We start from the raw sequence: 24,793 nt of genomic DNA on the forward strand, positions 1-24,793 counted from the left end.
TGTTCCGGCGATCGGTGATCAGCCTTCGGCGGGCATCTCCGCGTGGGTGCCGTGGTCGTCGCGACCCTCGGTGTCCACCTCGTCGGCCACGACCGGGGCGAGCGACAGCTTGCCGCGGTCGTCCACCTTGGTGACCTCGACCAGGATCTTCTGGCCGACGCCCAGGACGTCCTCGACGTTCTCGACGCGCTTGCCTCCGGCGAGCTTGCGCACCTCGGAGACGTGCAGCAGACCGTCCCGGCCCGGCAGCAGCGACACGAAGGCGCCGAAGGTGGCGATCTTCACGACGGTGCCGAGGAACTGGTCCCCGATCTCCGGGTTCGTCGGGTTCGCGATCGCGTTGACCTGGGCACGGGCGGCCTCGGCCGACGGACCGTCGACGGCACCGATGTAGACCGTGCCGTCGTCCTCGATCGAGATGTCGGCACCGGTGGTGTCCTGGATCCCGTTGATCGTCTTGCCCTTCGGGCCGATCAGCTCGCCGATCTTGTCGACCGGGATGGTGACCGAGATCACGCGCGGGGCGGTGTCGGCCATCTCGTCGGGGGCGTCGATCGCCTCGGTCAGCACGCCGAGGATGGCCGAGCGGGCCTCCTTGGCCTGCTTGAGGGCGGCGTCGAGGACCGACGACGGGATGCCGTCGAGCTTGGTGTCGAGCTGGATCGCGGTGACGAAGTCCGCGGTGCCGGCGACCTTGAAGTCCATGTCACCGAGGGCGTCCTCGGCACCGAGGATGTCGGTCAGCGCCGCGTAGCGGGTCTGACCGTCGACGGTGTCGGAGACGAGGCCCATCGCGATGCCCGCGACCGGCGCCTTGAGGGGCACACCGGCGTTGAGGAGCGACAGGGTCGAGGCGCAGACGGAGCCCATCGACGTCGAACCGTTGGAGCCGAGGGCCTCGGACACCTGACGGATGGCGTACGGGAACTCCTCGCGCGACGGCAGCACCGGCACGAGGGCGCGCTCGGCCAGGAAGCCGTGCCCGATCTCGCGACGCTTCGGCGACCCGACGCGGCCGGTCTCACCGGTCGAGTAGGGCGGGAAGTTGTAGTGGTGCAGGTAGCGCTTCTTCGTGACGGGCGACAGCGAGTCGATCTGCTGCTCCATCTTGAGCATGTTCAGCGTGGTGACGCCCAGGATCTGGGTCTCGCCGCGCTGGAAGATCGCGGAACCGTGGACGCGCGGGATCACGGCGACCTCGGCGTCGAGCGGACGGATGTCGGCGAGGCCGCGGCCGTCCATGCGGACCTGCTCGGTCAGGATGCGGCCGCGGACGACCTTCTTCGTGACCGACTTGTACGCGGCGCTGACCTGGCCGTTGGCGGTCTCGGGCAGCGTGCCCGCGGCGACCTGCTCGGCGATGGCCGCCTTGACGCGGGCCTTGAGGGCGTCGTCGGCGTCCTGGCGCTCGAGCTTGCCGGCGATCTGGTAGACGCCCGTGAGGTCCTCGAGCGCGATGGACTCGACGGCGGCGTAGACCTCGTCGGCGTACGGCGGGAAGACCGGGTAGTCCTGGATCTCCTTGGCCGACTGCGCGGCCATCTTCGCCTGCGCCTCGACGAGCACCTTGAGGAACGGCTTGGCCGCTTCGAGGCCCTGCGCCACGACGGCCTCGTCCGGCTTCGTGGCACCGCCCTCGATGAGGTCCCAGCTGTGCTCGGTGGCCTCGGCCTCGACCATCATGATCGCGACGTCCTCGTTGCCCGCCTCGTCGGTGACGACACGGCCGGCGACGGTGAGGTCGAAGACGGCGTCGGCGAGCTGCGAGGCCTTCGGGAACGCGACCCACTGGTCGGTGCCGTTCGCACCCGGGATGAGGGCGAGGCGCACACCGGCGATCGGGCCGGAGAACGGCAGACCGGAGATCTGCGTCGACGCGGAGGCCGCGTTGATCGCGAGCGCGTCGTAGAACTCGTCCGGCGCGATGCTCAGGACGGTGATGACGATCTGGACCTCGTTGCGGAGGCCGTCGACGAACGACGGGCGCAGCGGCCGGTCGATGAGGCGGCAGACGAGGATCGCCTCGGTGCTGGGGCGGCCCTCGCGGCGGAAGAACGAGCCGGGGATCTTGCCCGCGGCGTACGAGCGCTCCTCGACGTCGACCGTCAGGGGGAAGAAGTCGAAGCCCTCGCGCGGGTGCTTGCCGGCGCTGGTGGCCGACAGCAGCATGGTCTCTTCGTCCAGGTACGCGGCGACGGCACCCTGTGCCTGCTGCGCGAGACGACCGGTCTCGAACCGGACCGTCCTGGTGCCGAAGCGACCGTTGTCGATGATCGCTTCGGCGAACTTGATCTCGGGACCCTCCAAGAGGATGCCTCCTTGCGTGTGTGATGCAGCAGACCCGGCCTCGGGCACACGCGTGCACGTGCGCTCCACGACGCGGAACGCATGTCTGGCCAGCAGTAGAAGCACTCGGGACGCGTGTCCGGCCCGGATGCCACCACCGATGACCAGCTTCGTGCCGGTCTGCGTGCGGTGTTGTGTGTCGTCTCGGGGAACGGTCCCCAGACGAGCCGACCTTAGCATTCTGCGGTGGACCAGCGGCGGCGCTGACGGCGAACGGGCGTGTCCTCGGTAGCCTGCACCCATGCGCGGGGAAGCAGCACGACGGAACGCCGGACCACGGGTCGCAGCACCGGGCGACGTCCCTCGGCGGACGGGGGCCCGTCGTGCCCTCCTCGTCGCGGGCGTGCTGGTCGGCGCCCTCCTGGTCCCCGCCGTGACCGCGGCGCCGTCCTCGGCGACCGAGTACCCGACGTGGCAGGACGTCGAGCGGGCGAAGGGCGACGAACAGGCGAAGCAGGCCGAGGTGACGAAGGTGCGCGCGGCGCTGCGCGCGGTCCAGGCCGACGCGGCCGAGACGTCGCAGGCCGCCCTCGAGGCCGCAGCCGACGCCGCTGCGGCCGAGGCGGACCTGACCGAGGCCACGCGGACCGCGACGGGCCTCCAGGCCCAGGCCGACGAAGCGTCCGCGACCGCCGAGCGCGCCCGCACCCGGGCCGGGCAGCTGGCCGCCGACCTGTACCGGGACGGCTCGACCGACCAGATGACGACGCGGATCGCGACGGCCGACGACCCCGAGCAGCTGCTCTACCAGCTCGGCGCGCTCGACCAGCTGTCGACGACGTGGGACGGGGTGATGGACGAGGCCGAGGTCGCCGCCGGCACCGCGTCCGCACTGCACGACCAGGCGGCGCGGGCCGAACACGAGCGTGCGTCCCTCGCGGCCGCGGCGGAGACGACGGCGTCGACCGCGCGCGCGGCGAAGCGCCGGGCGGACGCGGCCGTGGCCCGGACCCGGTCGCACAGCGACGAGCTGTACGCGCAGCTCGCCGAGCTCGAGGACTCCACCGCCGAGACCCAGCGCCGCTACGAGGTCGGGCAGGCGGTCGCGGCACAGGCGGCGGCGCAGGCAGCCGCGGCACGGGCCGCCGCCGAGTCTGCGGCACGGTCGGCATCGGGGGCTGCGACGTCGTCGGACAACGCCTACCCGAGCACCGACGGTGTCACGGTCGACCCGGCGGCCGCGCAGGCCTACGCGCGCAGGGCCCTCGGCAGCCACGGGTGGGGGGACGACCAGTTCGGCTGTCTCGTCTCGCTGTGGACGCAGGAGTCCGGCTGGCGGGCGAACGCGCTCAACTCCTCGAGCGGTGCGTACGGGATCCCGCAGGCCCTGCCTGCGTCGAAGCTCGCCGCCGCGGGCGCGGACTGGCGGACGAACGCCGAGACGCAGATCGACTGGGGCCTGGCGTACATCCAGGACCGCTACGGGTCACCGTGCGGTGCGTGGGACCACGAGATGAGCGTCGACCCGCACTGGTACTGACCGTGCGGGCCCCAGCGGCCTGCAGCTCGAGCGGGTCCGTCCCGGCGGCCTAGTTCCGCAGGCCGCCGAGCAGTGACGCGAAGTCGGTGACCTCCGGTAGCGCGTCCGCCGACTGCGGCTGCCGCCGGGAGGCCCGGACCGCCCAGGCGAGATCGGCCCCACCCCGGCGGATCCGTGCGTCGAGCGCGCCCGCGTCGTCGCTCCCCCAGTCGTCCGTGGCCGCGAAGACAGCGGTGGGGACGACGGCGGCGCGGAGGTAGGCGAACACCGGCCGGATGCCGTGCTCGAGGGCGAGCGAGTGCCGTGCGGTCCCGCCGGTCGCGCCGAGCAGCACCGGCATGTCGGTGAGGGCGTCCTTGTCCAGCACGTCGAGGAAGGACTTCGCCAGGCCGCTCATGCCCGCCGTGAAGACCGGCGTGACGAACACGACCGCGTCCGCCTCGACGACCGTTGCCGTCGCGGCCGCGAGTGCCGGTGCGGAGAAGCGGGTCAGCATCGCGTCGGTGATCTCGTGCGCGAGCGGGCGGAGGTCGACGTTGCGGACCTGGACCGGGCCTCCCGGCTCGCCCTCGAGCGCGGCGACGGCGGCGGCCGCGAGGCGGTCGGCGAGGAGGCGGGTCGAGCTGGGCTCGGAGAGACCGGCGGAGACGACGGCGATGGTGGTCATGGGAGCTCCCGACTTTCAATGCGTTTGCATGAACGGTACACGGAACCGGGCCGGACCCGTCGGCATTCCCGGGCACGTGTCGGAACGGGGCGCTGGTCGGCGACCGGGCATCCTGGACGACGGAACTCCGGGAACGACGGAGCCCCGAACCTCACGAGGAGGACCGGGGCTCCGGACCAGCAGGGCTGCGACGAGGCAGCACCCTGACGATGACTAGCGGCGCAGGCCGAGGCGCTCGATGAGCGCGCGGTAGCGGGCGATGTCGACGTCGGAGAGGTAACCGAGGAGACGGCGACGCTGACCGACCATGAGCAGCAGGCCACGACGCGAGTGGTGGTCGTGCTTGTGCTCCTTGAGGTGCTCGTTCAGGTCGTTGATACGACGCGTCAGAACGGCGACCTGGACCTCGGGGGATCCGGTGTCGCCCGGGTGGGTCGCGTACTCTTCGATGATCTCCTGCTTGATCTTCGCGTCAAGTGCCATGGAGGATCCCCTTTCCTGCTCTGCGTGAGAGCGTGTCCGTTGCGCGGTGCTCACACCTGCTGTGTGAGCGCTCTTGATCCGCGGCCGTTCGACGGCAACCGAACGAGCATACCAGAGCGGGAGCAGGCCAGGACGAGCCGGCGGGCTCAGGCGGTCCGGGCACGCAGGGGTCGACGCCGACGCCGCTCGGGCAGCAGGCTCCGGACGAACCCGACGAACGTCGCACCGAGCAGGCCGCCCATGCCGTTCGACAGCACGTCGCGGGGGTCGGCGACCCGGTAGGGCAGGTACACGGCCTGCGCGAACTCGATCCCGACCGACAACCCCACGGCGACGACCGCGCCGAGGATCCACCAGCGTCGGGGCAGCCACAGCGCGGCGATCAGCCCGACCGGCACGAACATCGCGACGTTCGCGAGGAACTCGGTCCGGTCGTAGGTGAACCACGCGCCGTGCGGCAGCTGCTGGACCCAGGCGACCGCGTGCAGGACGAGGGAGTTCTCGGCCTCGGTGAAGACGTGCGGCGTCAGCGTCATGCGCCAGATCACCCAGGCGTAGCCCGCCGTCAGGGCGAGGAGGAGCAGTTTCCGCAGCATCACGTCAGTCTGGGGCACCGCTGCTGGCCGGGTGCTGGGCAGTGCCCTGGCATCCGGTGCCGATCGGATGGGAACATGGCCGACAGCAGCGGCGTCGATCGGGGGCGGCGCGCGACAGGGAGGATCGGCCGATGCCGGGAGTGCAACGGGCGTCGACCGCGAGACAGTGGGTGTGGATCGGGGTCGTGGCCGCGCTCGTCGTCGCGGTGGTCGTCGCGGTGACCGTGGTCCTGCCCCGGACCGGGGACCGGCAGGTCGTGCACCGCAAGAGCGTCGCCGAGGCCTGGCCCGGCGGGCTCGCGCACCAGCCCTCCAGCGCCAACCAGCCGCGCTGGCACGTGACGGCCGCGCGCGAGGCGGGACGGGCGGCCACGGCGGAGCGGCTGGCCGTGATCGCCGACCAACCCATCGCGACCTGGCTCACCGACCCCTCGGTACCGGAGACGGTCGCCACCGTGGAGCGCGTCCTCGCCGCCGCCCGGGCACAGCAGAAGACGCCGGTGTTCGTGCTGTACGCGATCCCGGACCGCGACTGCGGACACTGGTCCCGCGGCGGCACGACGGCCGACGCCTACCTGCCGTGGGTCCGGGCGGTCGTGCGGGCGCTCGCGGGCTCGCACGCGGTCGTCCTCGTCGAGCCCGACTCGATCGCGCAGATCGCCGTCTGCGCGCGCCTGCGCGACACCCGGCTGCCGCTCCTCCGGGAGGCCGTCGGCGCCCTGAGCGGCCACGGGCTGACGGTGTACCTCGACGGCGGCAACGAGAACCGCGTACCGGTGCCGACGATGGCCGACTGGCTGCGGCGCGCGGGCGTCGACCGGGTGCAGGGCTTCGCCGCGAACGTGTCGAACTTCTACCGCGTCGACCAGGAGCGTGCCTACGCCGACGAGCTGGCCGACACGATCGGCGGTGACCCGCATTTCGTCATCGACGTCTCGCGGAACGGGCAGGGCTGGCGCGGTGACTGGTGCAACCCCGACGGCGCCGGCCTCGGGCAGACGCCGCACGTCACCCGCGGCACGACGCGGCTCGACGCACTGCTCTGGGTGAAGACGCCCGGACTGAGCGACGGCAGCTGCAACGGCGGTCCGGCCGCCGGCGAGTGGTGGGAGTCGTACGCGCTCGCCCTGGTCGCCAACCGCAAGCGGGGCTGACGCCAGCCCGGTCGCGCTGTCGGCCGCCGGTGGTTGCATGTCGCCATGACCAGCCGCACCCGGCGCTCCGTCGTCCCGCCGTACCTGCTCCGTGCCGTCGCCGACGCGCCGGAGGACCGCTTCCCACGGGCCACCTCGGCCGCACGCACGGCGCTCGCCACGATCGACCTCGTCCAGGAGCCGAAGCAGGCGACCGGCCTCCGGGCTGCCCGGACCGTCGGTCGGACGGACACGTCGCCGCAGCGGACGGTCTCGGACGCTGCCGGCACCACCACCCTGCCGGGCAGGGCGGTCCGGCTCGAGGGCGAGGGCGACACCGGCGACCCGGCCGTCGACGAAGCGTACGCCGGGCTCGGCGCCACGCACGCGTTCTGGCTCGACGTGTTCGGCCGTGCGTCGATCGACGGCGCCGGACTCCCCCTCGACGCCACCGTGCACTACGGACAGCAGTACGACAACGCATACTGGGACGGTCGACGGATGGTGTTCGGTGACGGGGACGGCGAGGTCTTCCGGCGCTTCACGATCGCCCTCGACGTGATCGGGCACGAGCTCGCACACGGTGTCACCCAGTACACCGCCGACCTCGTCTACCAGGGGCAGTCGGGCGCGCTCAACGAGTCGATGAGCGACGTGTTCGGGTCGCTCGTGGCCCAGTACGCGGCCGGGCAGACGGCGGAGCAGGCGACCTGGCTCATCGGCGCCGGCCTCTTCACCGACGCCGTGCAGGGGGTGGCCCTCCGCTCGATGCGGGCGCCCGGCACGGCGTACGACGACCCGGTGCTCGGGAAGGACCCCCAGCCGGCGACGATGGCGGACTACGTCGACACGACCGAGGACCAGGGCGGGGTGCACCTCAACTCCGGCATCCCGAACCACGCGTTCTTCCTGGCGGCGACGGCGATCGGCGGTCCGGCCTGGACCGGGGCCGGCGCCGTGTGGTGGGACGCGCTGACGTCCGCCGAGGTCGGCGCGTCGATCGACTTCGCGGGGTTCGCGGCCGTCACCGTGCGGGTGGCCGCTGACCGGTTCGGCGTCCGGTCCCGCGAGCACACCGCGGTGGCCGAGGCGTGGCGGAGCGTCGGGGTGCGGCCCTGACCCGCAGCCCGACGGCTGGACCGACCGCGTGCTGACGGCGTAGGTTCCGCAGCATGCAGATCGTCGTGCACCGCAGCGGTGGGTTCGCCGGGACGACGCGGAGCTGGCGGGTCGACACCGACTCCCGACCCGACCAGGACCGGTGGGACGCGCTCGTGGGGGCACTCCCCCGCGACGTCGCCGGGCCGGCGGACGACGACGGTGTCCGGGACGACTTCGTCTGGACGGTGAGCGTGGCCCGGACGACGGTGACGATCCCCGGGCGGCGGCTCGACGGCCCGTGGGCGACGCTCGTGGAGCGCGTGCGCGACCAGGGCGAGCCGGGCTGATCGGGCGAGCGCCGGGCCTCCCGTCCGCCGTGACGGGCAGCCGCCACGCCGACAGCTGCCCGCTGCTCGCTGCTCGCTGCTCGCTGAGCAGCCGGAGCCGGGGTCGGGCCGGCCAGAGCGGTTCGGGGACCGGCGGCCGGCGGCCGGTTCAGGCGACCGTCAGGACCGTCAAGCGCCGCGTCGGACGCGTCATCGCGACGTAGACCGCTGCCGCCGCCCGGGCCGCGTCGGACCCGACCCGGTCCGGGTCGACGAGCAGGACGCCGTCGAACTCCAGCCCCTTCGCGTCCGCGCCGGTGAGCACGGTCACCGACCCCGGGCGCGGCGAACCCAGGCCACGGACGTCGGCGTCGGTCCGGGCGAGGCGCTCCCGGACGGCGGTGACGTCGGCCTCCGGCACGATGACGCCGATCGTCCCCGACCCGATCAGGTCCCGCTCGGCGTCGACGCGCTCGGCGACCGCGTCGAGGAGGTCCGCACGGGCGACGGTCAGCTCCTCGACCGGGTCGCCGTCGCGCACCGCCTCGTTCGCGGTCACGGTGAGCCCCGCCGACTCGGCGAAGGCACCGGCGGCCTCGACGATGGAACGCGGCGTTCGGTAGTTGACGGTGAGCTCCTCGACCCGCGAGTCGAGCGGCACCTGCGGAGCACGACCACGACGACGACGGGCCAGCGCCCCGCGCACGTCGTCCCAGGTCCGGGCGGCACCGGGCGACGACCCCTGCGCCATGTCCCCGACGATCGTGAAGGACCGGAGCGGGTTGCGCCGGGCGAGGATCCGCCACTGCATCGGCGAGAGCTCCTGCGCCTCGTCGACGACGATGTGCCCGTAGGTCCATTCGCGGTCCTCGGCGGCGCGCTCGGCCGTGGAGCGGGGGTCCCCGCCCTCGGCGAACGCCCCGGCGACCTGCTCGGCGCTGACGATCCCCTCGACACCCATGTTCTCGATGGCCTGCCGGGCGTTCTCGATGTCCCGGTTCCGGCTCGCCTTCGCCTGCCGCTTCGCCGCACCACCGGTCGGGTCGAACACGCCGAGCAGCTCGGCGGCCTCGTCGAGGAGCGGGACGTCCTCGACCGTGAACCCGGCGCCGCGCGCACGGCGGAGCAGTGCCCGACGCTCGGGGGTCCAGTTCGGCGTCAGGGACTCGAGCCAGTTCGGCCGGGCGTACAGGTCCTCGAGGAGCTTCTCGGCGGGCAGCGGCAGCCATGCGGTGTTGAGCAGGACGCGGGCGTCGTGCGAGCTCCGGATGTCCTCGCGCAGGACCTTCTCGTCAGCCTCGTCGACCGTCGTCCCACGCTGCCGCAGCTGCTCGGCCAGGAGGCGCGTCATGGCGTCGAGAGCGCTCTTGTTGAAGGTGACGCGAGCGACGTTGTGCGGCTTCCCGCGGTCCTGCGCCCGACGCATCGCCTCGGCGACGAGCTGCGGCGGGACGACCAGTCGCTCGCCCTCGACGTCGAGCGTCACGGTCTCGGTCGGGACGACCTGGCGCGAACGGACGGCTCGACGGAGCAGGTCGGCCATCTCGGCGGAGCCCTTCACGGCGGCGACGTCACGGCGGTCGTGGACCGTGGTGTGCAGCCCCGGGTACAGCGAACCGAGGGACGCCATCACGACGCCGGTCTCACCGAGGGACGGGAGCACCTGCTCGATGTAGGTGAGGAACGCCGGCGACGGTCCCACGACGAGCACGCCGGACCCGCGCAGCCGCTCGCGGTACGAGTAGAGCAGGTACGCCGCCCGGTGCAGGGCGACGGCGGTCTTGCCGGTGCCGGGACCACCCTGCACGATGAGGACGCCCTCGAGCGGCGACCGGATGATGCGGTCCTGCTCACCCTGGATCGTCGCGACGATGTCGGTCATCCGGCCGGTGCGCTCGGCGGTGACGGCCGCGAGCAGGGCTCCTTCGCCCTGCAGGTGCGTCCGCTCGTCGTCGTACAGCGAGGCGTCGAACACCTCGTCCTCGACGCCGACGACCGACCGGCCCTCGAGCGTCAGGTGGCGGCGGGCACGCATGCCCATCGGGTGCGCCGCCGTCGCCTGGTAGAAGGCACTCGCCCCGGGCACGCGCCAGTCGAGGAGCAGCGGACGGTGATCGGCGTCCCGGAGGCCGACCCGGCCGATGTACCGGAACGTGTCCTCGTCGGCGGGCGGGTCCTGCACCTCGAGTCGCCCGAACACCAGGCGGTCGCCCACCTGTCGGAGCGTGGCGACGGTGTCCTCGTACAGCCTGGCGAACGCGTCACGCTCGGTGCGGCTCTGGTGGTTGCCCCCGACGGCCTGGCGACGGGTCTCGACGAGGCGCTGTTCGGCGTCGGCGGTCAGCTCGTCGAGACGGCGGAACAGCCCGTCGACGTACCCGCGCTCGCGGTCGATCTCGGTCGGTTCGGACACACGCGCTTCGGACACTCGCAACCCTTCGGGACAGGGGTACCAATGGTATCCCCCTGCCCCGGTCGGGTTCGACGCGAGTGCGGCGTCTACATCTCCTCGTGCGTGTCCGGGTCGCCGTCCCAGAGCCGACCGCGCTCGAGCGCCGAGATGGCCCGGACCTCGTCGTCGGTCAGCGTGAAGCCGAACACGTCGAGGTTCTCGCGCTGGCGGTCCGGGTCGCCCGACTTCGGGACCGGGACGGCGCCGAGCTGGACGTGCCAGCGGAGCACGACCTGGCCGGCCGACACCCCGTGTGCCGTGGCGGCGGCGGTGACGGGCTCCTCCGTGAGGAGCTCGGACTGCTTCGCCAGCGGGCTCCAGCTCTCGGTCACGATGCCGAGACGCTCGTGCACGGCGCGGAGCTCGGCCTGCGGGAAGTACGGGTGCAGCTCGACCTGGTTCACCGCGGGGGCGACCCCGGTGGCGTCGAGGATGCGGTCGAGGTGCTCCGGCGTGAAGTTCGAGACGCCGATCGAGCGCACCTTGCCGCTGTCGCGGAGGTCGACGAACGCCTTCCAGGTCTCGACGAACTTCCCGACCGAGGGGTTCGGCCAGTGGATGAGGTACAGGTCCAGGTGGTCGAGCCCCAGGTTCGCCAGGGTCTCGTCCACGGACCGGTGCGCCTCGTCGTAGCCGTGGTGGCGTCCCGGCAGCTTCGACGTCACGACGAACTCGTCGCGCGGCACGTCGGACTCGCCGACCGCGCGGCCCACCGCGTCCTCGTTGCCGTAGTTCAGCGCGGTGTCGAGCAGGCGGTACCCGCTCGTGATCGCTGCGCCGACCGCCGCGACCCCGTCGTCCCCGTCGAGCGAGTACGTGCCGAGACCGAGCGCCGGGATCCGGTGCCCGTCGTTCAGCTCGAGGGTCGGGACCTCCGGGACGCCCGCCATCAGCGGACCCCGAGCAGGTCGATGACGAAGATGAGCGTCTTGCCGGAGAGGAAGTGTCCGCCACCGGCCGGGCCGTAGGCGAGCTCCGGCGGGACGACGAGCTTGCGGCGACCGCCGACCTTCATGCCGGGGATGCCCTCCTGCCAGCCGCGGACGAGTGCCGCGAGGGGGAAGTCGATCGGCGCGCCGCGGCCCCAGGAGCTGTCGAACTCCTCGCCGGACTCGTACTCGACGCCGGCGTAGTGCACCTTGACGGTCGAGCCGGCCTCGGCGACCTCGCCGTCGCCCTCGACGATGTCGGTGATGACGAGGTCGGTGGGGGCCGGGCCCTCGGGGGCGTCGAACTCGGGCTTGCTGTTCAGGTCAGTCATGCCCGCCAGTCAACCAGAGGACGCGCACGTGCCCCGCAGGAGCCCTCCAGGCCACAGAATGGTTCCATCGTGACACCAGATGCCCCCGCGAAGCCCCGCCGTTCCCTGCTCGCCGACCTGACCCCGCTCCGCCGCTCCCCCGCGTTCGCGCGGCTCTGGATCGGCAGCTCGATCGCCGGCATCGGCACCATGATGACGAGCGTCACGGTGGGCCTCGAGGTGTACGAAGTCACCCGGTCCACCTTCATGGTGTCGCTCGTCGGCGTCATCTCCCTCGTCCCGATGATCCTCGCCGGCCTGTACGGCGGGATGCTCGCCGACGCCTTCGACCGCCGCACCGTGGCCCTGGTCTCCGCGGTCCTGGCGTGGGTGTCGACCGCGCTCATCGCCGCCCACGCGTGGCTCGGCTTCGACAGCGTCACGCTGCTGTACGTCCTCGTCACCGTGAACGCCGTCGCCGGCACCGTGATCGGGGCGTCGCGGGCGGCGATCGTGCCCCGCCTGGTCGGCATCGAGCTGCTCCCCGCGGCGAGCGCCCTCAACAGCATCAGTGCCGGGTTCTCGGTGACCGTCGGTCCTGCCGTCGGCGGCGTGCTCGTCGCCGCGTTCGGCTTCGCGCCCACCTACACGGTCGACGTCGTCCTGTTCAGCGCGGCGTTCCTCGGGGTGGTCACCCTGCCGCGGATGGCCCCGGAGCACGACGCCCTGCGCCCCGGGCTGTCGTCGCTGATCGAGGGGGCGAAGTTCCTCCGCCGCTCGCGCAACATCACGATGACGTTCGTGCTCGACATCATCGCGATGACCTTCGGGCAGCCCCGGGTGCTGTTCCCCGCGATCGGCGCCCTCGTCGTGGGCGGCGGGTCGATCACCGTCGGGACCCTGACGGCGGCCTACGCCATCGGCGCGCTGCTCTCGGGGATCTTCTCCGGCCCGCTCGGCCACGTGCGCCGCCAGGGCGAGGCGGTCGGCTGGGCGATCACGGTCTACGGTGGAGCGATCGCTGCGTTCGGCGTCGTCGTCGCCTGCGCGCACCTCCTCGGCGGCCGGGCCTCCGAGACGTTCTCGGCGGGCATCCTGCCGGCGCTGGCGCTCTGCGCGCTCTTCCTCGCCGTGGCTGGCGGCGCGGACAACGTGAGCAGCGTGTTCCGCGGGACGATCCTCCAGGCCGCCGCGCCGGACGGGATGCGCGGCCGGCTGCAGGGCATCTTCATCGTGGTCGTGACCGGTGGACCGCGGGTCGGCGACCTGTACGCCGGGCTCGTGGTCGCCGCCGGGTTCGCGTACCCGCCGGTGATCGGCGGGGTGCTCATCATCGCGCTCGTGGCGCTGTTGCTCCGGCTCGTCCCGTCCTTCCGGCGGTACGACGCCCTGCACCCGAACGCGAACTGAGGCGCCCGGCACGTCACCGGCTGACGGACGGGAGGCGCGGGGAGCGGCCGCCACGGGCCTGGCGTCCGACGCCGGACGGGGACCCGCCGCTCGCCTCCCAGGTCAGGGCTGGCGGGGGCGGGAGGTCACTTCGCGCTCGTGCTGCTCGAGCATCGCCTCGGTGACCACCGGCATCGCGCCGGTCGCCAGTTCGATGCCGGACAACCGGGCCGGGCTGAGGACGCGGTGCACCTGGTGCTCGTCCATCAGGCCGGCCGCGATCACCAGTGTCGAAATCGGCGTCGAGGTCGTCAGCGCCGTGTGCGCGATCGAGGCGGCGGCCGCGTAGCCGATGTACGGCGTCAGCGCGGTGACGACGCCGACGTTCGTGTCGACCTGAGCGGCGAGCTTGGCCTCGTTCGCCTCGATGCCGGTGACACAGTGCTCGCGGAGGGTCGCGCAGCCCCGCGCCATCCACTGCAACGACTGCAGGATCGAGTGCGCGATGATCGGCTCGAAGGCGTTGAGCTGGAGCTGTCCGCCCTCGGCCGCCATCGTCACGGTCGTGTCGGCGCCGGCGACGGCGAACGCGATCTGGTTCACGACCTCCGGGATCACCGGGTTCACCTTGCCCGGCATGATCGACGAGCCGGCCTGGCGTGCCGGCAGCGTGATCTCGCCGAGGCCCGCCTGCGGACCGGACGCCAGCAGCCGCAGGTCGTTGCAGATCTTCGAGAGCTTGGCGGCACTGCGCTTCACCGTGCCGGAGAGGGTCATGAACGAACCGGCGTCACTCGTCGCCTCGATGAGGTCCGGAGCGGTGACGACGTCGATGCCGCTCGCCTCCTGCAGCTGCCGGCGCACCTCGTCGCGGTAGAGCGGATCGGCGGTGATGCCGGTCCCGATGGCCGTCGCGCCGAGGTTCATCTCCGCCAGCAGCGGCACCACCCGGCGGAGCTGGACGACGTCCTCCTGGATGGTGTGCGCGAAGCCGGTGAACTCCTGCCCGAGGGTCATCGGCACGGCGTCCTGCAGCTGGGTGCGGCCGACCTTGAGGACGTCGGCGAAGGCGTTCCCCCGCTCGGCGAACGCGGCCGAGAGCTGCTCGAGCTGGTCGGCCAGACGGCGCACCCCGTAGATCATCGCGATCTTGATGCTCGTCGGGTACGTGTCGTTCGTCGACTGGCTGCGGTTCACGTGGTCGATCGGGTGCAGGTACGCGTAGTCCCCGCGCTCCCGGCCGAGCAGTTCGAGGGCCCGGTTCGCCAGGACCTCGTTCGTGTTCATGTTCGTGCTGGTGCCCGCGCCGCCCTGCACGACATCGACGACGAACTGGTCCCGCAGCGCCCCGTCACGGACCTCCTGCGCGGCCCGGTCGATGGCGTCGGCACGCTCGGCGTCGAGCACCCCGATCGCCCGGTTCGCGCGGGCGGCGGCCTGCTTCACGGTGACGAGGGCGGCGACGAGGTCCGGGTACACCGCGATCGGCACCGACGCGATCGGGAAGTTCTCCATCGCCCGCAACGTGTTGATGCCCCAGTAGGAGTCGACCGGCACCTCCCTCGAGCCCAGGGAATCGGTCTCGGTGCGGGTGGCAGCGCTCGTCACGTCGTGGTCCTCTCCGTCGCGGTCACGTCCCGAGGGTAGTCCGCGACCGTCCGGCCGGTACGGCGCGGCGTGCTCGGCGGGACGTGGCCGCGCGGTCCGCGTCAGTGGAAGGCGGGGACGATCAGGTAGATGCCGTACAGCACGGCCGCGCCGCAGAGCGCGAAGCAGACCACGGCGAGCGCCCGGAACAGCCGGATCGCCGTCGCGGCCGCGGTCGGGTCCGGGAACCCGGCGGTGGCGGGGCCGATCGTCCCGTCGTCCTTCACGGTGTACTTGCCGGCGCGGGCGTCGGCGGCGCTCCAGAACCGGAGGCCGACCGAGTACACGGCGACGACGAAGCAGGCCGAGACGACGGCGACCAACGCCACGAGCAGGAAGGCTCCCCAGTCGATGCTCATCAGCAGGTCCTCCCCAGCAGGAACGCTCCACAGCTTCCGTCCATGGTGATGCCCATCAGCGACGGCCTCCCTTGCGTCCGGCCATGCGACGGAGGGTCCGCTCGCGGCTCAGTTCGGCGCGTCGGGCGGCGACCGCCTCGGCACGCTTGGCGCGCTGCAGGTCGCGCTGCTCCTTGCGGGTCAGCACGGCGTTCGCGGCGACGTCCACCTCGATCGCCGAGGCGTGCTCGTGCGGTTTGCGCAGCGACCAGAGGTACAGGCCGAGGACCACCGCACCGCCGACCACGGCGTCGACGACGAGGCCGACCACGCCGAAGTGCGCGATGCCCGAGGCGACCGCGCCGACCGCTGCGGCAGCCGGGAGCGTGATGAACCAGGCGATGACGATCTTGCCCGCCGTCGACCACTGGATCTTCGACCCGCGGCGGCCGAGGCCGGCACCGATGATGGACCCGGACGACACCTGGGTCGTCGACAGGGCGAACCCGAGGTGGCTCGAGGCGAGGATCGTCGCGGCGGTCGACGCCTCGGCCGCGAAGCCCTGCGTCGCCCGGATCTCGGTGATCCCCGACCCGAGCGTGCGGATGATCCGCCAGCCGCCCGTGTACGTGCCGAGCGCGATCGCCAGGGCGCAGGCGGCGACGACCCAGAACTGCACGCCCTGGTCGGCGGACTGCGCTCCCGAGGCGATGAGGGTCAGCGTGATGACGCCCATCGTCTTCTGCGCGTCGTTCGTGCCGTGCGCCAGCGACACCATCGAGCTGGTGAACACCTGGCCGATCCGGAAGCCGCCGCGCTCGTTCGGGAACACGGGCCGCCGGGTGATCCGGTACGCGATCCGCGTGGCGAGCAGCGACACCAGGGCCGCGATCACCGGCGACAGGAACGCCGGGATGATCACCACCGTCAGCAGGGCCGCGTAGTTCACCGAGTCGAAGCCGGCACCGACGATCGCGGCACCGATGAGCCCGCCGAACAGCGCGTGCGAGGACGACGACGGCAGTCCGCGCAGCCACGTGATCATGTTCCAGACCACCGCCCCGATCAGGCCGGCGAAGATCATCTCCGGACTGATGGCGACGCCACCGGGTCCCTCGTTGATGAGCCCGTGCGAGATCGACGTCGCCACAGCGGTGCTGAGGAACGCCCCGACGAGGTTGAGCACCGCTGCGACGGAGACCGCCACCGTGGGCTTCATGGCGCCGGTCGCGATCGGGGTCGCCATTGCGTTGGCGGTGTCGTGAAAACCGTTTGTGAAGTCGAAGAAGAGGGCCAACGCAATGACCAGGACGACTATGAGCGTGATGTCCACCGCGGGCAAGTGTCCCAGGCCGGGCGGTGCTGAGCAAGCCGAGTGGTCACCTGGTGTTCACCCGGGCTTCACATCCGCTCAGGTCGGGACGGAACCGATGGGAGGATGGGGCCCGTGGACATCGCCGAGTTGCTCATCCTGTTGGTCGGATCGCTCGCCGTCACCGGGTTCGCCCGCGCCTGGGGTCTCCCCGCTCCGCTGCTCGTGACGGCGGTCGCGCTCGGGGTGTCGTTCATCCCGGGCCTGCCGCACATCGAGATCGACTCCGAGGTCATCCTGACGGTCGTCCTGCCGCCGCTGCTCTACTCCGCCGCGCTCGACGTGTCGTGGCAGAGCTTCCGGGGGTCGATCAAGCAGATCCGACGACTCGGCGTCTTCCTCGTCATCGTCACGGCGCTGGCCGTGGGCCTGGCCGCGTACCTGATCATCCCGGACATGACGTGGCCCGCAGCGATCCTGCTCGGTGCGATCGTCGCCCCGCCGGACGCGGTCTCCGCCGCCGCGATCGGACGGAAGCTCGGACTCCCCCGTCGGGTGATGACGGTCCTGTCCGGCGAGAGCCTCATCAACGACGCCGCGTCGCTCACGCTGGTCCGGGTGTTCACGCTCATCATCGCCGGGACGTCCCTGACCATCTGGCAGGACCTCGGGATCTTCGGACTCGCGATCGGCGTCGGCCTCGTCGTCGGCGGCGTGCTCGGCGTCGTCGTGCACTGGATCCGGATGCGGATCAACGACCCCGTCGTCGAGACGATCATGAGCATCCTGCTGCCGTTCGTCGCGTACATCCTGGCGGAGGAACTGTCCGGCTCCGGGGTCATCGCGGTCGTCACGGCCGGTCTCTACATCGGCTACAACTCCCCCAAGGAGGGCTACGCGACCCGGCTGCAGGAACGCCCGCTGTGGACGAGCGTCGACGTCATCCTCGAGGGCTTCGTCTTCGCGCTCATCGGCCTGCAGCTCAGCACCGTCGTGCAGGACCTCGTCGAGAGCGAGCGGAGCCTCGGCCAGACCCTGACCGCGGCGGCCGTCGTGCTCGCGGTCGTCATCGTCGTGCGTCCCCTCTTCATCTTCGAGTCGTACGCGCGGAACCGCCTGCACGGCCGGTTCATCCGACCGCTCCGGATCCGCGCCTCCCGGGGGCACCGGTCCCTCCGGTGGATCCGCGGCTCGGCCGAACCGAAGCTCAACTGGCGGGAACTCACCGTGATCTCGTGGACCGGGATGCGCGGAGTGGTGACGCTCGCTGCGGCGGCCTCCGTCATCGACAACCCGATCGAGATCCCCGCGCAGGACACCATCGTCGTCATCGCGTTCATCGTCACGGTCGGCACCCTCCTGCTGCAGGGCCTGACGCTGCCGCTCGTGATCCGCGCCCTCAAGGTGCAGGACCCCGCCGAGGACGACCAGGACCGCCGCAGCGAGATGCTGCTCAACCAGCGCACGACGGTCGCCGCGATCGAGCTGCTCGACCGTCGTCGCCCGGACTGGGCCGAGCGCTACGGCCACCAGGCGGTCGACTCGGTCGTCGCCCGGCTGAAGGCCCGTCTGGAACGGCAGGCCGAGACCTTCCGGCAGGACGCAGAAGAAGAGGAGACCGAGGAGCGCAACGCCCCCGCACGGCTCCGCGGCACCCAGATCCAGGACATCCGGCGTGAGCTGCTCGACCGCCGCCGCGAGATCGTGCTCGAGGAACGCGAGAAGGGCAACCTGGACGAAGAGGTCATGCGCCGCGTGCTCGTGACGCTCGACGCCGAAGAGCTCGCGATGGACTCCGCGCAGGCCTCACGCAGCCGCTCCTGATCGCCGCCCTCCTCCCCCGAGCCGCCCGGCCGACGCGGCGTATCCTGGGCGCCAGACGACGAGACAGGAGCGCAGCGCCGAGTGAGCACCCCGCGGAACCACGAACGCAGGAACAACGACCTGCCGGTGCCCAGCGCCGACACCGTGGTGAGCGGAACGCCGTCCGCGCCGCCACGGTCACCGCGTCCACCGCGCGCGACCCGGCCCACGCCGCCACCGAAGCAGCACATCGGCCGTTACCGCCGCTGGTACTCCACGCTGCACCCGTCGCTCCAGCTCATCGGCCTGCAACTCTGGATGCCGCTGTTCTTCATCGTCGGGTTCTGCCTCTGCTACGTCTTCGCCTTCCACGCGCCGCACCCGCACGACGTCCCGGTGGCGCTCGTCGGCAGCGACCCGACGTTCGTCGCCGCCGTGCAGAAGGCCCTGCCGGGCGAGTTCGTCTTCCACTCCTACGACTCCCTCGCGGCGGCGAAGCGCGATGTCCTCGCCGGTTCGATGGCGGTGGCGTACGACCCGTCGACGAACGAGTTCTTGAAGGCCAGCGCGCACCAGTTCCAGGTCGCGAACCTCGTCCCGGCGACGCTCACGGCGGTGCTGACCGGCATCGGGGTCGCGACGCCGGAGGTCACCGAACTCGCCGCGCTCCCGGCGTGGGACGAGTACGGCACGGTTCCGATGTACGTCATGCTCGCGTGGTGCATCGGCGGCTACATGGTGGCGATGTTCATCGGCATCATGGGCGGCCCGCTGCGGCACCGCACCCGCATGACCGTGATCGTCGTCGGCGGCCTGGTCATCTCCGTCATCACGAACACCCTCGCGGGCCCGGTGGTCGGGGCGATCCACGGACACTTCCTGCCGCTCGTGCTCATCGCCTGGGGCTGGATCGTCGCCATCGGCCTCGCGGTGAACGGGCTGAGCTACTTCGTCGGACGCTTCGTCGCCGCCCCCGCGATGATCTGCTTCGTCTTCCTGTCGATGCCGTCGTCCGGCGGGGCCTACCCGAAGTGGTTCATGCCGGAGCCGTTCGCGTGGCTCAACCACGTCGTGGTGGGCTCGAGCATGGTCGACATGATCAAGCACCAGGTCTACGGCGTCGGCCCCGGTCCCGCCCGCGGCCTGGTCACGATGGCCTGTTACGCGGCCGCCGGACTCGTGCTCATGTACTTCGGCAAGAAGTGGTGGGAGCGCCGTCGCATCCGGGCGATCGTCACCGGCCGGACGACGATGTTCCAGGACGCGAACACGGCGAACCGCGAGTTCCTCGGCCGTGAGCGTGACGCCGAGCTCGAGCGGCACGGCCTCACCTCGACCGCGACCGGCACACTGCAGGTGGTGCCCGACGACGGGTGGGAGGACGAACGGGCCTCCGGGGACGTCTTCACCGGTGGACGCGACGGCCTCGAGAACGAACCGCTGAATGCCGGCCGGTAGCGGTTCCGGGGATCGGTATCCTGGGCGATCATGTCGCGTACCGCCTGGCACCGCCTCCTCGTCACGATCGTCGTCGTCTTCCTCGTCATCGCGGCGATGTCGTACGTGACGAGCATCGTCCTCGCCCCGAGCGGTGGCCGCAGCGTCGCCGGACTCTGGGACGGCTGGGCGATGTTCTCGCTCGTGGCCGCGATCGCCTTCGGTGTCGTGGACTTCTTCGTCCGTCCGCTCGGCGGCCAGAGCGGTGACGCGGACGTCATGGCGGCGGCCGAGGAGGCCAGGACCGGCAGCACGCGCACCCAGCGCAGCCGCTGACGACGATCGATCGCCGCTCGGTCGCGGCGCGCCTCAGCCCGGCTCCCCGATGCCCGTCCCGCTGAACCCCGCGACCGAGGCGTTGTCCTCCGCGAACACCACGCGTGCGTCGACCCGTCCGCCCGCGAGCACACCGGGCAGCCAGTAGCGGGCGTCGTCCCACATCGCGTCGTAGGGCACGGCGTCGACCGGCACCCACCGCGGCTCCAGCTCGTCGCCGCCCGACGGGTCGCCCTGCCAGCGGCGGCAGACGAAGACGTCCGAGACCTGGGACCAGGACGGGCGGAACGGGAAACGGTAGCGCAACGTGCCGCGCGCCTCCAGGTCGGCAGCGTCGACGCGGAGACCGACCTCCTCGGCGACCTCGCGGACGGCGGTCTGGACCGCCGTCTCGTCACCCTCGCGCTTGCCGCCCGGACCGACCACGCGGCCAGTGCCGAGCCCGCGTCGCTTCTCGCCGAGCAGGACCTCCGGCCCGGTCGCACCGTCCCGGAGCAGGTACACGACGACCACGGCCGGGTGCTGGGACTTGCTCTCGTCGCGCTCGGTCATGTGGTCCAGTGTGGCCGATCCGATGACGTACGCTCGATGCATGGCAGGCGTGCTCTGGGGGCGTCATGGCTGAGTCCCGGAGGGCGGGGCGCAGCCTCGAGGTGCTGCGCGCCGAAGCCGCCGAGGAGATCTCGGTCATCGTCGAGCACCGCTGTCGGCAGGGGGACGACCCCTGGGACTTCATGCACACACTGCCGAGCGTCGACGAGCAGGTCGTGCTCATCCTGCGGGCCGAGGCGATGGAGGTCGACGTCCGGATCGGCCGGCGCAGCTCGCAGTGGTCGGCGCACCCTGCCTCCGGTCACGGCACCGAGCACGGCGAGGAGTACCACCGCCTCCGCCGCATCGCGCTCCAGCACCCGGAGCTGACGCAGGCGGTCTGGAAACTCATGGACACGCTGCCCGGCGGTCACTGACCTGGGGTTGGATGGGGACCATGACCGACACCGTCCTCGCCGTCCTGAACCAGCCCTCGCGCGACGCTGCGCCGCACGACCCCGAGGCGGACGCCTTCACGTGGGAGAAGCCGCTCGAAGAGCACGTCCAGGTGATGGACCTCGGGCTCACCCGCGGGGACGGCGTGTTCGAGACGATCACGGTGATCGACGGTCGACCGCAGGCGCTCGAGGCGCACCTGGCCCGCTTCGGTCGCTCCGCCGCCAAGCTCGACCTGCCCGAGCCGGACCTGGACGCCTGGCGACGAGCGATCGAGGCAGTCTGCGCCCGCCTCGACCCGGTGCGCGAGGCGTACGCCAAGACCGTCCTGACGCGCGGCGTCGAGGGGCTGGGTCGGCCGACCGGCTGGGTCTACGCGGCACCGTCCGCCGATCAGACCCGTGACCGCACCGAGGGCATCGGGGTCGTCACGCTCGACCGCGGCTACCGGCACGACGTCGAGCGGACCTCGCCGTGGCTGCTGCAGGGTGCGAAGACGCTGTCCTACGCGATCAACATGGCGGCGCTCCGCGAGGCCGTCCGGCGCGGCGCCGACGACGCGCTCTTCGTCTCGACCGACGGCTACGTGCTCGAGGGCACGCGGGCGAACCTCGTCATGTCCGTCGGCGGGCGGTTCGTCACGCCCCGTACCGACATCGGCATCCTCGACGGCACCACACAGGCCGACGTCTTCCGCTTCGCCGAGCAGGAGGGCATCGAGACCGGCTACGAACTCGTCACGCTCGACGACCTGCGGGCCGCCGACGCGCTGTGGCTCGTCTCCAGCATCCGGCAGGCGGCGCCGATCCACACCGTCAACGGGGTGCGGATCGAGATGGACCTCGGCATGACGGAGCGCATCAACGACTTCCTGCTGGCGCGCGAGGACTGACGCGGCGTCGGACGGGAGGCGCGGGGCCGCGCCGCGTCGCGCCTCCCGTCCGACACGGTGTCACCAGCGCGGCGTCGTGACGCCCTGACCGTCGACGTAGGCGAAGACCTGGCGGCCCTCGATCCAGACGCGCTGGGCGCGGCTGGTCGCGTCGAGCGGGTCGCCGTCCCAGAGGACGAGGTCGGCGTCGTACCCCACGGCGAGGCGGCCGACACGGTCGCCGAAGCCGAGGATGTCCGCGGGGGCGGAGGTGATCGCCTCGAGCGCGGTCTGCCGGGGCAGGCCGTCGCGGACGGCCATCGTGGCCTGGGTCACGAGCATGTTGATCGGGACGACCGGGGCGTCGGTGGTGATCGCGACGCGGACCCCGGCGGCGGCGATCGTGGCGAGGTTCGGGATGCCGCGGTCACGGAGTTCGACCTTCGACCGGCTGGTGAACAGCGGTCCGTAGACCACCGGGATGCCCTTCTCGGCGAGCAGGTCGGCGAGCTTGTGGGCCTCGGTGCCGTGGTTGACGACCAGGCGGTAGCCGAACTCCTCGGCGAGACGGACAGCGGTGGCGATGTCGTCGTGGCGGTGGGTGTGCTGGTCCCAGGCGAGTTCGCCGTCGAGGACGCGCGCCAGCGTCTCCTTCGTCAGGTCGCGCTCGAAGGGCTCCCCCTTCGTCTCGGCCGCTGCCCGGGCGTGCCGGTAGTGGTCGGCTGCGAGGAAGGCTTCGCGGATCACCTTCGCCACGCCCAACCGCGTCGACGGCGTCTGGCCCTTCTCGCCGTACACGCGCTTCGGGTTCTCGCCGAGGGCGCTCTTCACGCTGACGCTGTCCGAGATGAGCTGTTCGTCGATCGTCCGCCCGCCCCAGGTCTTGATCGCGACCGTCTGCCCTCCGATCGGGTTGCCGGAGCCGGGCTTGACGACGATGCTCGTGACGCCGCCGGACAGGGCGTCGCGGAAGCCCTCGTCCTCGATGTCGACCGCGTCGACCGCCCGGACGGCGGCCATGTTCGGGCCGGTCATCTCGTTCGTGTCGTTGCCGGCCGAGCCGTTCGCCTCTTCGTGGATGCCGACGTGGCCGTGCGCCTCGACGAAGCCGGGCAGGAGCCAGGCACCGGCGGCGTCGACGACCGGCAGGCCGTCGGGCGGTGTCACGTCCGGGCCGACGGCCGTGATCCGGCCGTCCTGCACGACGACGGCACCGCCGTCGAACTCGTCGCGGTCGACGGGGACGACGTGGGCACCGGTGATCACGAACGAGTTGTCAGTCATTCCACAACGGTACCGATCGGGGCCCGGAGCGCCGCCGAGCGTGTACCGAGTGCCGCTCGTGCACACGACATCCCGATTCCTCGCTGTCGGGGCAGCCCGGCCACTACCGTCGACGGCCGCGAGGAGCGGGAGGCAGCATGACGGGCAACACGGAAACGACGGCCAGGACCGACACGAGGAGGACCGACACGACGGGAAACACGGCTGCGACCGACCGGACCGGCACGACGGACCGGACCGGCGCGACGGAGGACGGCATCGCGATGACCGAGCGCGCCTGCGACGGCGTCGCGCTCGCGGCGACCGGGCGTGGTCATGACGGAGCCGGGTGGCCGCGCCACGGCTCGACCACGCGTCCGTGGCGGAGCACCGGACGGCCGCCGCGGGCCGACCGGATGACGCGGTCGGTGCGGTGCTCGCTGCCGCCCGCGATCGCGGATCAGGCGTTCGTGGCGCCGCCCCACCTCGCCGACCTGCTGGCGCGCGCGACCGACCGTCTGGTCGACGTCGACCGCCGGCTCGGGGACCGCACGGCCGCCTTCGACCTGCTCCTCGCCCGCACCGAGGCGGTCTCGTCGTCCCGGATCGAGGAGTCACACGCCACGCTCGACGACTACGCCCGGGCACTCGTCGGCATCCGGGCGAACGGCAGTGCCACGGCCATGGTCGGTGCGACCGCCGCGCTGCGCGGGATGATCACGGCCGCCGGACGCGGCCGCATCACCGAGCGGTCCGTGCTCGACGCCCACGCGGTGCTCATGCGGGACGACCCGGTGGACGGTCCCGTCGCCGGACAGTGGCGTCGGGTGCAGAACTGGATCGGCGGCGGGGCTTCTCCCCGGGACGCCGCGTACGTGCCGCCGCCTGCCGACGACGTCCCCGCTGCGATGGCCGACCTCTTCGCGTTCCTCGCGCGTGGCGACGTCGACGCCCTGGCGCAGGCCGCGATCGCCCACGCCCAGTTCGAGTCCGTCCACCCGTTCACCGACGGCAACGGAAGGATCGGACGAGCGCTGGTCAACGCGGTCCTGCGACGGCGTGGCGTCACGACCGCACACGTCGTGCCCGTGGCCGCTGCCCTGGTCGCCGATCGAGCGGGCTACTTCACCGAGCTCGAACGCTACCGGGACGGCCACGTCGACGGGATCATCGCCCTGACGGCGCGGGCGGTCGGGGTCGTCTGCGACGAGGTCGAGTTCACCGCGCTCCGACTCGACGAGGTCGAGCACGACCGGAGCGCGGTCCGCCCGACGGGCAACGGGCAGCAGGTCACACACCACTCGGACCTCCTCCGCGTCCTCCTGGCCGACCCGGTCCTGACCGAGACCGCGGTCAGCGCAGCGCTCCCGGCGGACCTGCCGTGGACCGACGCGGTGATCGGGGAGTTCGTCGACGCCGGCGTGCTCCGGCCCGTCACGGCACGTCGGCGGGACCGGGCATGGGTCGCGTCCGACGTCCTGGCAGAACTCGACGCACTGGGCGAGCGGATCCGGGCGGCAGCGGATCCGGTTCCGCCCGGCCCGACCACGGCGGCCGCGTGACGGGGCGACAGCGTCACCGGAGTG

At 71.9% G+C, this 24,793-nt stretch carries 23 protein-coding genes; 11 read left to right on the top strand and 12 right to left on the bottom strand.

Features of this window, described 5'->3' with window-relative positions; translation table 11 throughout:
- Positions 1-18: 18 nt before the first annotated feature.
- Positions 19-2,307, bottom strand: a complete 2,289-nt coding sequence (locus DEI83_RS07430) for a polyribonucleotide nucleotidyltransferase (protein WP_111081150.1) — start codon at positions 2,305-2,307, stop codon at positions 19-21.
- A 280-nt stretch (positions 2,308-2,587) separates the two neighbouring features.
- On the opposite strand from DEI83_RS07430, the gene DEI83_RS07435 reads away from it, so the two are divergent.
- Positions 2,588-3,826 carry a lytic transglycosylase domain-containing protein gene (locus DEI83_RS07435; protein ID WP_146243267.1) on the top strand — a complete coding sequence of 413 codons (1,239 nt, stop codon included), beginning with the start codon at positions 2,588-2,590 and terminating at the stop codon, positions 3,824-3,826.
- A 49-nt stretch (positions 3,827-3,875) separates the two neighbouring features.
- Here DEI83_RS07435 and DEI83_RS07440 read toward each other — a convergent pair whose 3' ends face one another.
- The 3 genes from DEI83_RS07440 to DEI83_RS07450 all read right to left on the bottom strand — a co-directional run bounded on the left by DEI83_RS07440 (position 3,876) and on the right by DEI83_RS07450 (position 5,572).
- The gene (locus tag DEI83_RS07440) at positions 3,876-4,493 is read right to left on the bottom strand and encodes a CE1759 family FMN reductase (RefSeq protein ID WP_111081152.1); all 618 of its coding nucleotides are present in this window, start codon (positions 4,491-4,493) and stop codon (positions 3,876-3,878) included.
- Positions 4,494-4,706: 213 nt separating this feature from the next.
- Positions 4,707-4,976: a 30S ribosomal protein S15 gene (rpsO, locus tag DEI83_RS07445; RefSeq protein ID WP_110823867.1), complete on the bottom strand. Its 270-nt coding sequence runs from the start codon at positions 4,974-4,976 to the stop codon at positions 4,707-4,709.
- Between the two features lie 146 nt (positions 4,977-5,122).
- Complete coding sequence (locus tag DEI83_RS07450; RefSeq protein ID WP_111081153.1) at positions 5,123-5,572, bottom strand: VanZ family protein; 450 nt, start codon at positions 5,570-5,572, stop codon at positions 5,123-5,125.
- 131 nt (positions 5,573-5,703) lie between these two features.
- Between DEI83_RS07450 and DEI83_RS07455 the strand changes: the two genes are divergently transcribed.
- The 3 genes from DEI83_RS07455 to DEI83_RS07465 are packed head-to-tail and all read left to right on the top strand — an operon-like array spanning position 5,704 to position 8,153.
- Complete coding sequence (locus DEI83_RS07455; protein ID WP_111081154.1) at positions 5,704-6,726, top strand: glycoside hydrolase family 6 protein; 1,023 nt, start codon at positions 5,704-5,706, stop codon at positions 6,724-6,726.
- A gap of 45 nt (positions 6,727-6,771) precedes the next feature.
- On the top strand, positions 6,772-7,824 hold the full coding sequence (locus DEI83_RS07460) for a M4 family metallopeptidase (protein WP_111081155.1): 1,053 nt from the start codon (positions 6,772-6,774) through the stop codon (positions 7,822-7,824).
- A gap of 53 nt (positions 7,825-7,877) precedes the next feature.
- Positions 7,878-8,153 carry a protealysin inhibitor emfourin gene (locus DEI83_RS07465; protein WP_111081156.1) on the top strand — a complete coding sequence of 92 codons (276 nt, stop codon included), beginning with the start codon at positions 7,878-7,880 and terminating at the stop codon, positions 8,151-8,153.
- A gap of 148 nt (positions 8,154-8,301) precedes the next feature.
- Here the strand turns inward: DEI83_RS07465 and DEI83_RS07470 are convergent, their stop codons facing one another.
- The 3 genes from DEI83_RS07470 to DEI83_RS07480 form a co-directional block, all read right to left on the bottom strand.
- Positions 8,302-10,560, bottom strand: a complete 2,259-nt coding sequence (locus DEI83_RS07470) for an ATP-binding domain-containing protein (protein ID WP_258371095.1) — start codon at positions 10,558-10,560, stop codon at positions 8,302-8,304.
- 71 nt (positions 10,561-10,631) lie between these two features.
- Positions 10,632-11,474 (bottom strand): aldo/keto reductase, encoded by an 843-nt coding sequence (locus DEI83_RS07475; protein ID WP_111081158.1) that lies wholly within the window; start codon positions 11,472-11,474, stop codon positions 10,632-10,634.
- A complete protein-coding gene (locus DEI83_RS07480; protein WP_111081159.1) occupies positions 11,474-11,845 on the bottom strand; it encodes an FKBP-type peptidyl-prolyl cis-trans isomerase in 372 nt (123 codons plus the stop codon). The genes DEI83_RS07475 and DEI83_RS07480 overlap by 1 nt, the downstream gene beginning before the upstream one ends.
- A gap of 69 nt (positions 11,846-11,914) precedes the next feature.
- Between DEI83_RS07480 and DEI83_RS07485 the strand changes: the two genes are divergently transcribed.
- A complete protein-coding gene (locus tag DEI83_RS07485; protein WP_111081160.1) occupies positions 11,915-13,234 on the top strand; it encodes an MFS transporter in 1,320 nt (439 codons plus the stop codon).
- Between the two features lie 102 nt (positions 13,235-13,336).
- Here the strand turns inward: DEI83_RS07485 and DEI83_RS07490 are convergent, their stop codons facing one another.
- From DEI83_RS07490 to DEI83_RS07500, 3 genes are all read right to left on the bottom strand, one after another.
- Positions 13,337-14,821 carry an aspartate ammonia-lyase gene (locus DEI83_RS07490; RefSeq protein ID WP_111081161.1) on the bottom strand — a complete coding sequence of 495 codons (1,485 nt, stop codon included), beginning with the start codon at positions 14,819-14,821 and terminating at the stop codon, positions 13,337-13,339.
- Positions 14,822-14,922: 101 nt separating this feature from the next.
- Positions 14,923-15,219: a hypothetical protein gene (locus DEI83_RS07495; RefSeq protein WP_111081162.1), complete on the bottom strand. Its 297-nt coding sequence runs from the start codon at positions 15,217-15,219 to the stop codon at positions 14,923-14,925.
- A gap of 55 nt (positions 15,220-15,274) precedes the next feature.
- Entirely contained in the window at positions 15,275-16,531 is a 1,257-nt protein-coding gene (locus DEI83_RS07500; protein WP_111081163.1) for an inorganic phosphate transporter, read from the bottom strand.
- A 105-nt stretch (positions 16,532-16,636) separates the two neighbouring features.
- Between DEI83_RS07500 and DEI83_RS07505 the strand changes: the two genes are divergently transcribed.
- From DEI83_RS07505 to DEI83_RS07515, 3 genes are all read left to right on the top strand, one after another.
- Entirely contained in the window at positions 16,637-18,334 is a 1,698-nt protein-coding gene (locus DEI83_RS07505) for a sodium:proton antiporter (protein WP_258371096.1), read from the top strand.
- 81 nt (positions 18,335-18,415) lie between these two features.
- Positions 18,416-19,771 (top strand): ABC transporter permease, encoded by a 1,356-nt coding sequence (locus DEI83_RS07510; protein ID WP_111081165.1) that lies wholly within the window; start codon positions 18,416-18,418, stop codon positions 19,769-19,771.
- Positions 19,772-19,801: 30 nt separating this feature from the next.
- The gene (locus DEI83_RS07515) at positions 19,802-20,086 is read left to right on the top strand and encodes a hypothetical protein (protein WP_111081166.1); all 285 of its coding nucleotides are present in this window, start codon (positions 19,802-19,804) and stop codon (positions 20,084-20,086) included.
- A 33-nt stretch (positions 20,087-20,119) separates the two neighbouring features.
- Here the strand turns inward: DEI83_RS07515 and DEI83_RS07520 are convergent, their stop codons facing one another.
- Positions 20,120-20,638: an 8-oxo-dGTP diphosphatase gene (locus DEI83_RS07520; RefSeq protein ID WP_181431121.1), complete on the bottom strand. Its 519-nt coding sequence runs from the start codon at positions 20,636-20,638 to the stop codon at positions 20,120-20,122.
- Between the two features lie 65 nt (positions 20,639-20,703).
- On the opposite strand from DEI83_RS07520, the gene DEI83_RS07525 reads away from it, so the two are divergent.
- On the top strand, positions 20,704-21,054 hold the full coding sequence (locus tag DEI83_RS07525) for a tryptophan synthase subunit alpha (protein WP_111081168.1): 351 nt from the start codon (positions 20,704-20,706) through the stop codon (positions 21,052-21,054).
- A gap of 20 nt (positions 21,055-21,074) precedes the next feature.
- Positions 21,075-21,965, top strand: a complete 891-nt coding sequence (locus tag DEI83_RS07530; protein ID WP_111081313.1) for an aminodeoxychorismate lyase — start codon at positions 21,075-21,077, stop codon at positions 21,963-21,965.
- 60 nt (positions 21,966-22,025) lie between these two features.
- Here DEI83_RS07530 and DEI83_RS07535 read toward each other — a convergent pair whose 3' ends face one another.
- Positions 22,026-23,228, bottom strand: a complete 1,203-nt coding sequence (locus DEI83_RS07535; RefSeq protein WP_111081169.1) for an amidohydrolase — start codon at positions 23,226-23,228, stop codon at positions 22,026-22,028.
- A 449-nt stretch (positions 23,229-23,677) separates the two neighbouring features.
- On the opposite strand from DEI83_RS07535, the gene DEI83_RS07540 reads away from it, so the two are divergent.
- Positions 23,678-24,769: a Fic family protein gene (locus DEI83_RS07540; protein WP_220036760.1), complete on the top strand. Its 1,092-nt coding sequence runs from the start codon at positions 23,678-23,680 to the stop codon at positions 24,767-24,769.
- Positions 24,770-24,793 lie beyond the last annotated feature (24 nt).

Source organism: Curtobacterium sp. MCBD17_021, from assembly GCF_003234525.1.
Classification (GTDB): Bacteria; Actinomycetota; Actinomycetes; order Actinomycetales; family Microbacteriaceae; genus Curtobacterium.

What these genes read in the sequence shown, in the direction of transcription:
- DEI83_RS07450 (WP_111081153.1), bottom strand. Translation starts at nt 5,572, where the DNA reads ATGCTGCGGAAACTGCTCCTCCTCGCCCTGACGGCGGGCTACGCCTGG.
- DEI83_RS07465 (WP_111081156.1), top strand. Translation starts at nt 7,878, where the DNA reads ATGCAGATCGTCGTGCACCGCAGCGGTGGGTTCGCCGGGACGACGCGG.
- DEI83_RS07520 (WP_181431121.1), bottom strand. Translation starts at nt 20,638, where the DNA reads ATGACCGAGCGCGACGAGAGCAAGTCCCAGCACCCGGCCGTGGTCGTC.
- DEI83_RS07475 (WP_111081158.1), bottom strand. Translation starts at nt 11,474, where the DNA reads ATGGCGGGCGTCCCGGAGGTCCCGACCCTCGAGCTGAACGACGGGCAC.
- DEI83_RS07525 (WP_111081168.1), top strand. Translation starts at nt 20,704, where the DNA reads ATGGCTGAGTCCCGGAGGGCGGGGCGCAGCCTCGAGGTGCTGCGCGCC.
- DEI83_RS07530 (WP_111081313.1), top strand. Translation starts at nt 21,075, where the DNA reads ATGACCGACACCGTCCTCGCCGTCCTGAACCAGCCCTCGCGCGACGCT.
- DEI83_RS07535 (WP_111081169.1), bottom strand. Translation starts at nt 23,228, where the DNA reads ATGACTGACAACTCGTTCGTGATCACCGGTGCCCACGTCGTCCCCGTC.
- DEI83_RS07455 (WP_111081154.1), top strand. Translation starts at nt 5,704, where the DNA reads ATGCCGGGAGTGCAACGGGCGTCGACCGCGAGACAGTGGGTGTGGATC.
- rpsO (WP_110823867.1), bottom strand. Translation starts at nt 4,976, where the DNA reads ATGGCACTTGACGCGAAGATCAAGCAGGAGATCATCGAAGAGTACGCG.
- DEI83_RS07435 (WP_146243267.1), top strand. Translation starts at nt 2,588, where the DNA reads ATGCGCGGGGAAGCAGCACGACGGAACGCCGGACCACGGGTCGCAGCA.
- DEI83_RS07480 (WP_111081159.1), bottom strand. Translation starts at nt 11,845, where the DNA reads ATGACTGACCTGAACAGCAAGCCCGAGTTCGACGCCCCCGAGGGCCCG.
- DEI83_RS07440 (WP_111081152.1), bottom strand. Translation starts at nt 4,493, where the DNA reads ATGACCACCATCGCCGTCGTCTCCGCCGGTCTCTCCGAGCCCAGCTCG.
- DEI83_RS07505 (WP_258371096.1), top strand. Translation starts at nt 16,637, where the DNA reads ATGGGGCCCGTGGACATCGCCGAGTTGCTCATCCTGTTGGTCGGATCG.
- DEI83_RS07515 (WP_111081166.1), top strand. Translation starts at nt 19,802, where the DNA reads ATGTCGCGTACCGCCTGGCACCGCCTCCTCGTCACGATCGTCGTCGTC.
- DEI83_RS07460 (WP_111081155.1), top strand. Translation starts at nt 6,772, where the DNA reads ATGACCAGCCGCACCCGGCGCTCCGTCGTCCCGCCGTACCTGCTCCGT.
- DEI83_RS07495 (WP_111081162.1), bottom strand. Translation starts at nt 15,219, where the DNA reads ATGAGCATCGACTGGGGAGCCTTCCTGCTCGTGGCGTTGGTCGCCGTC.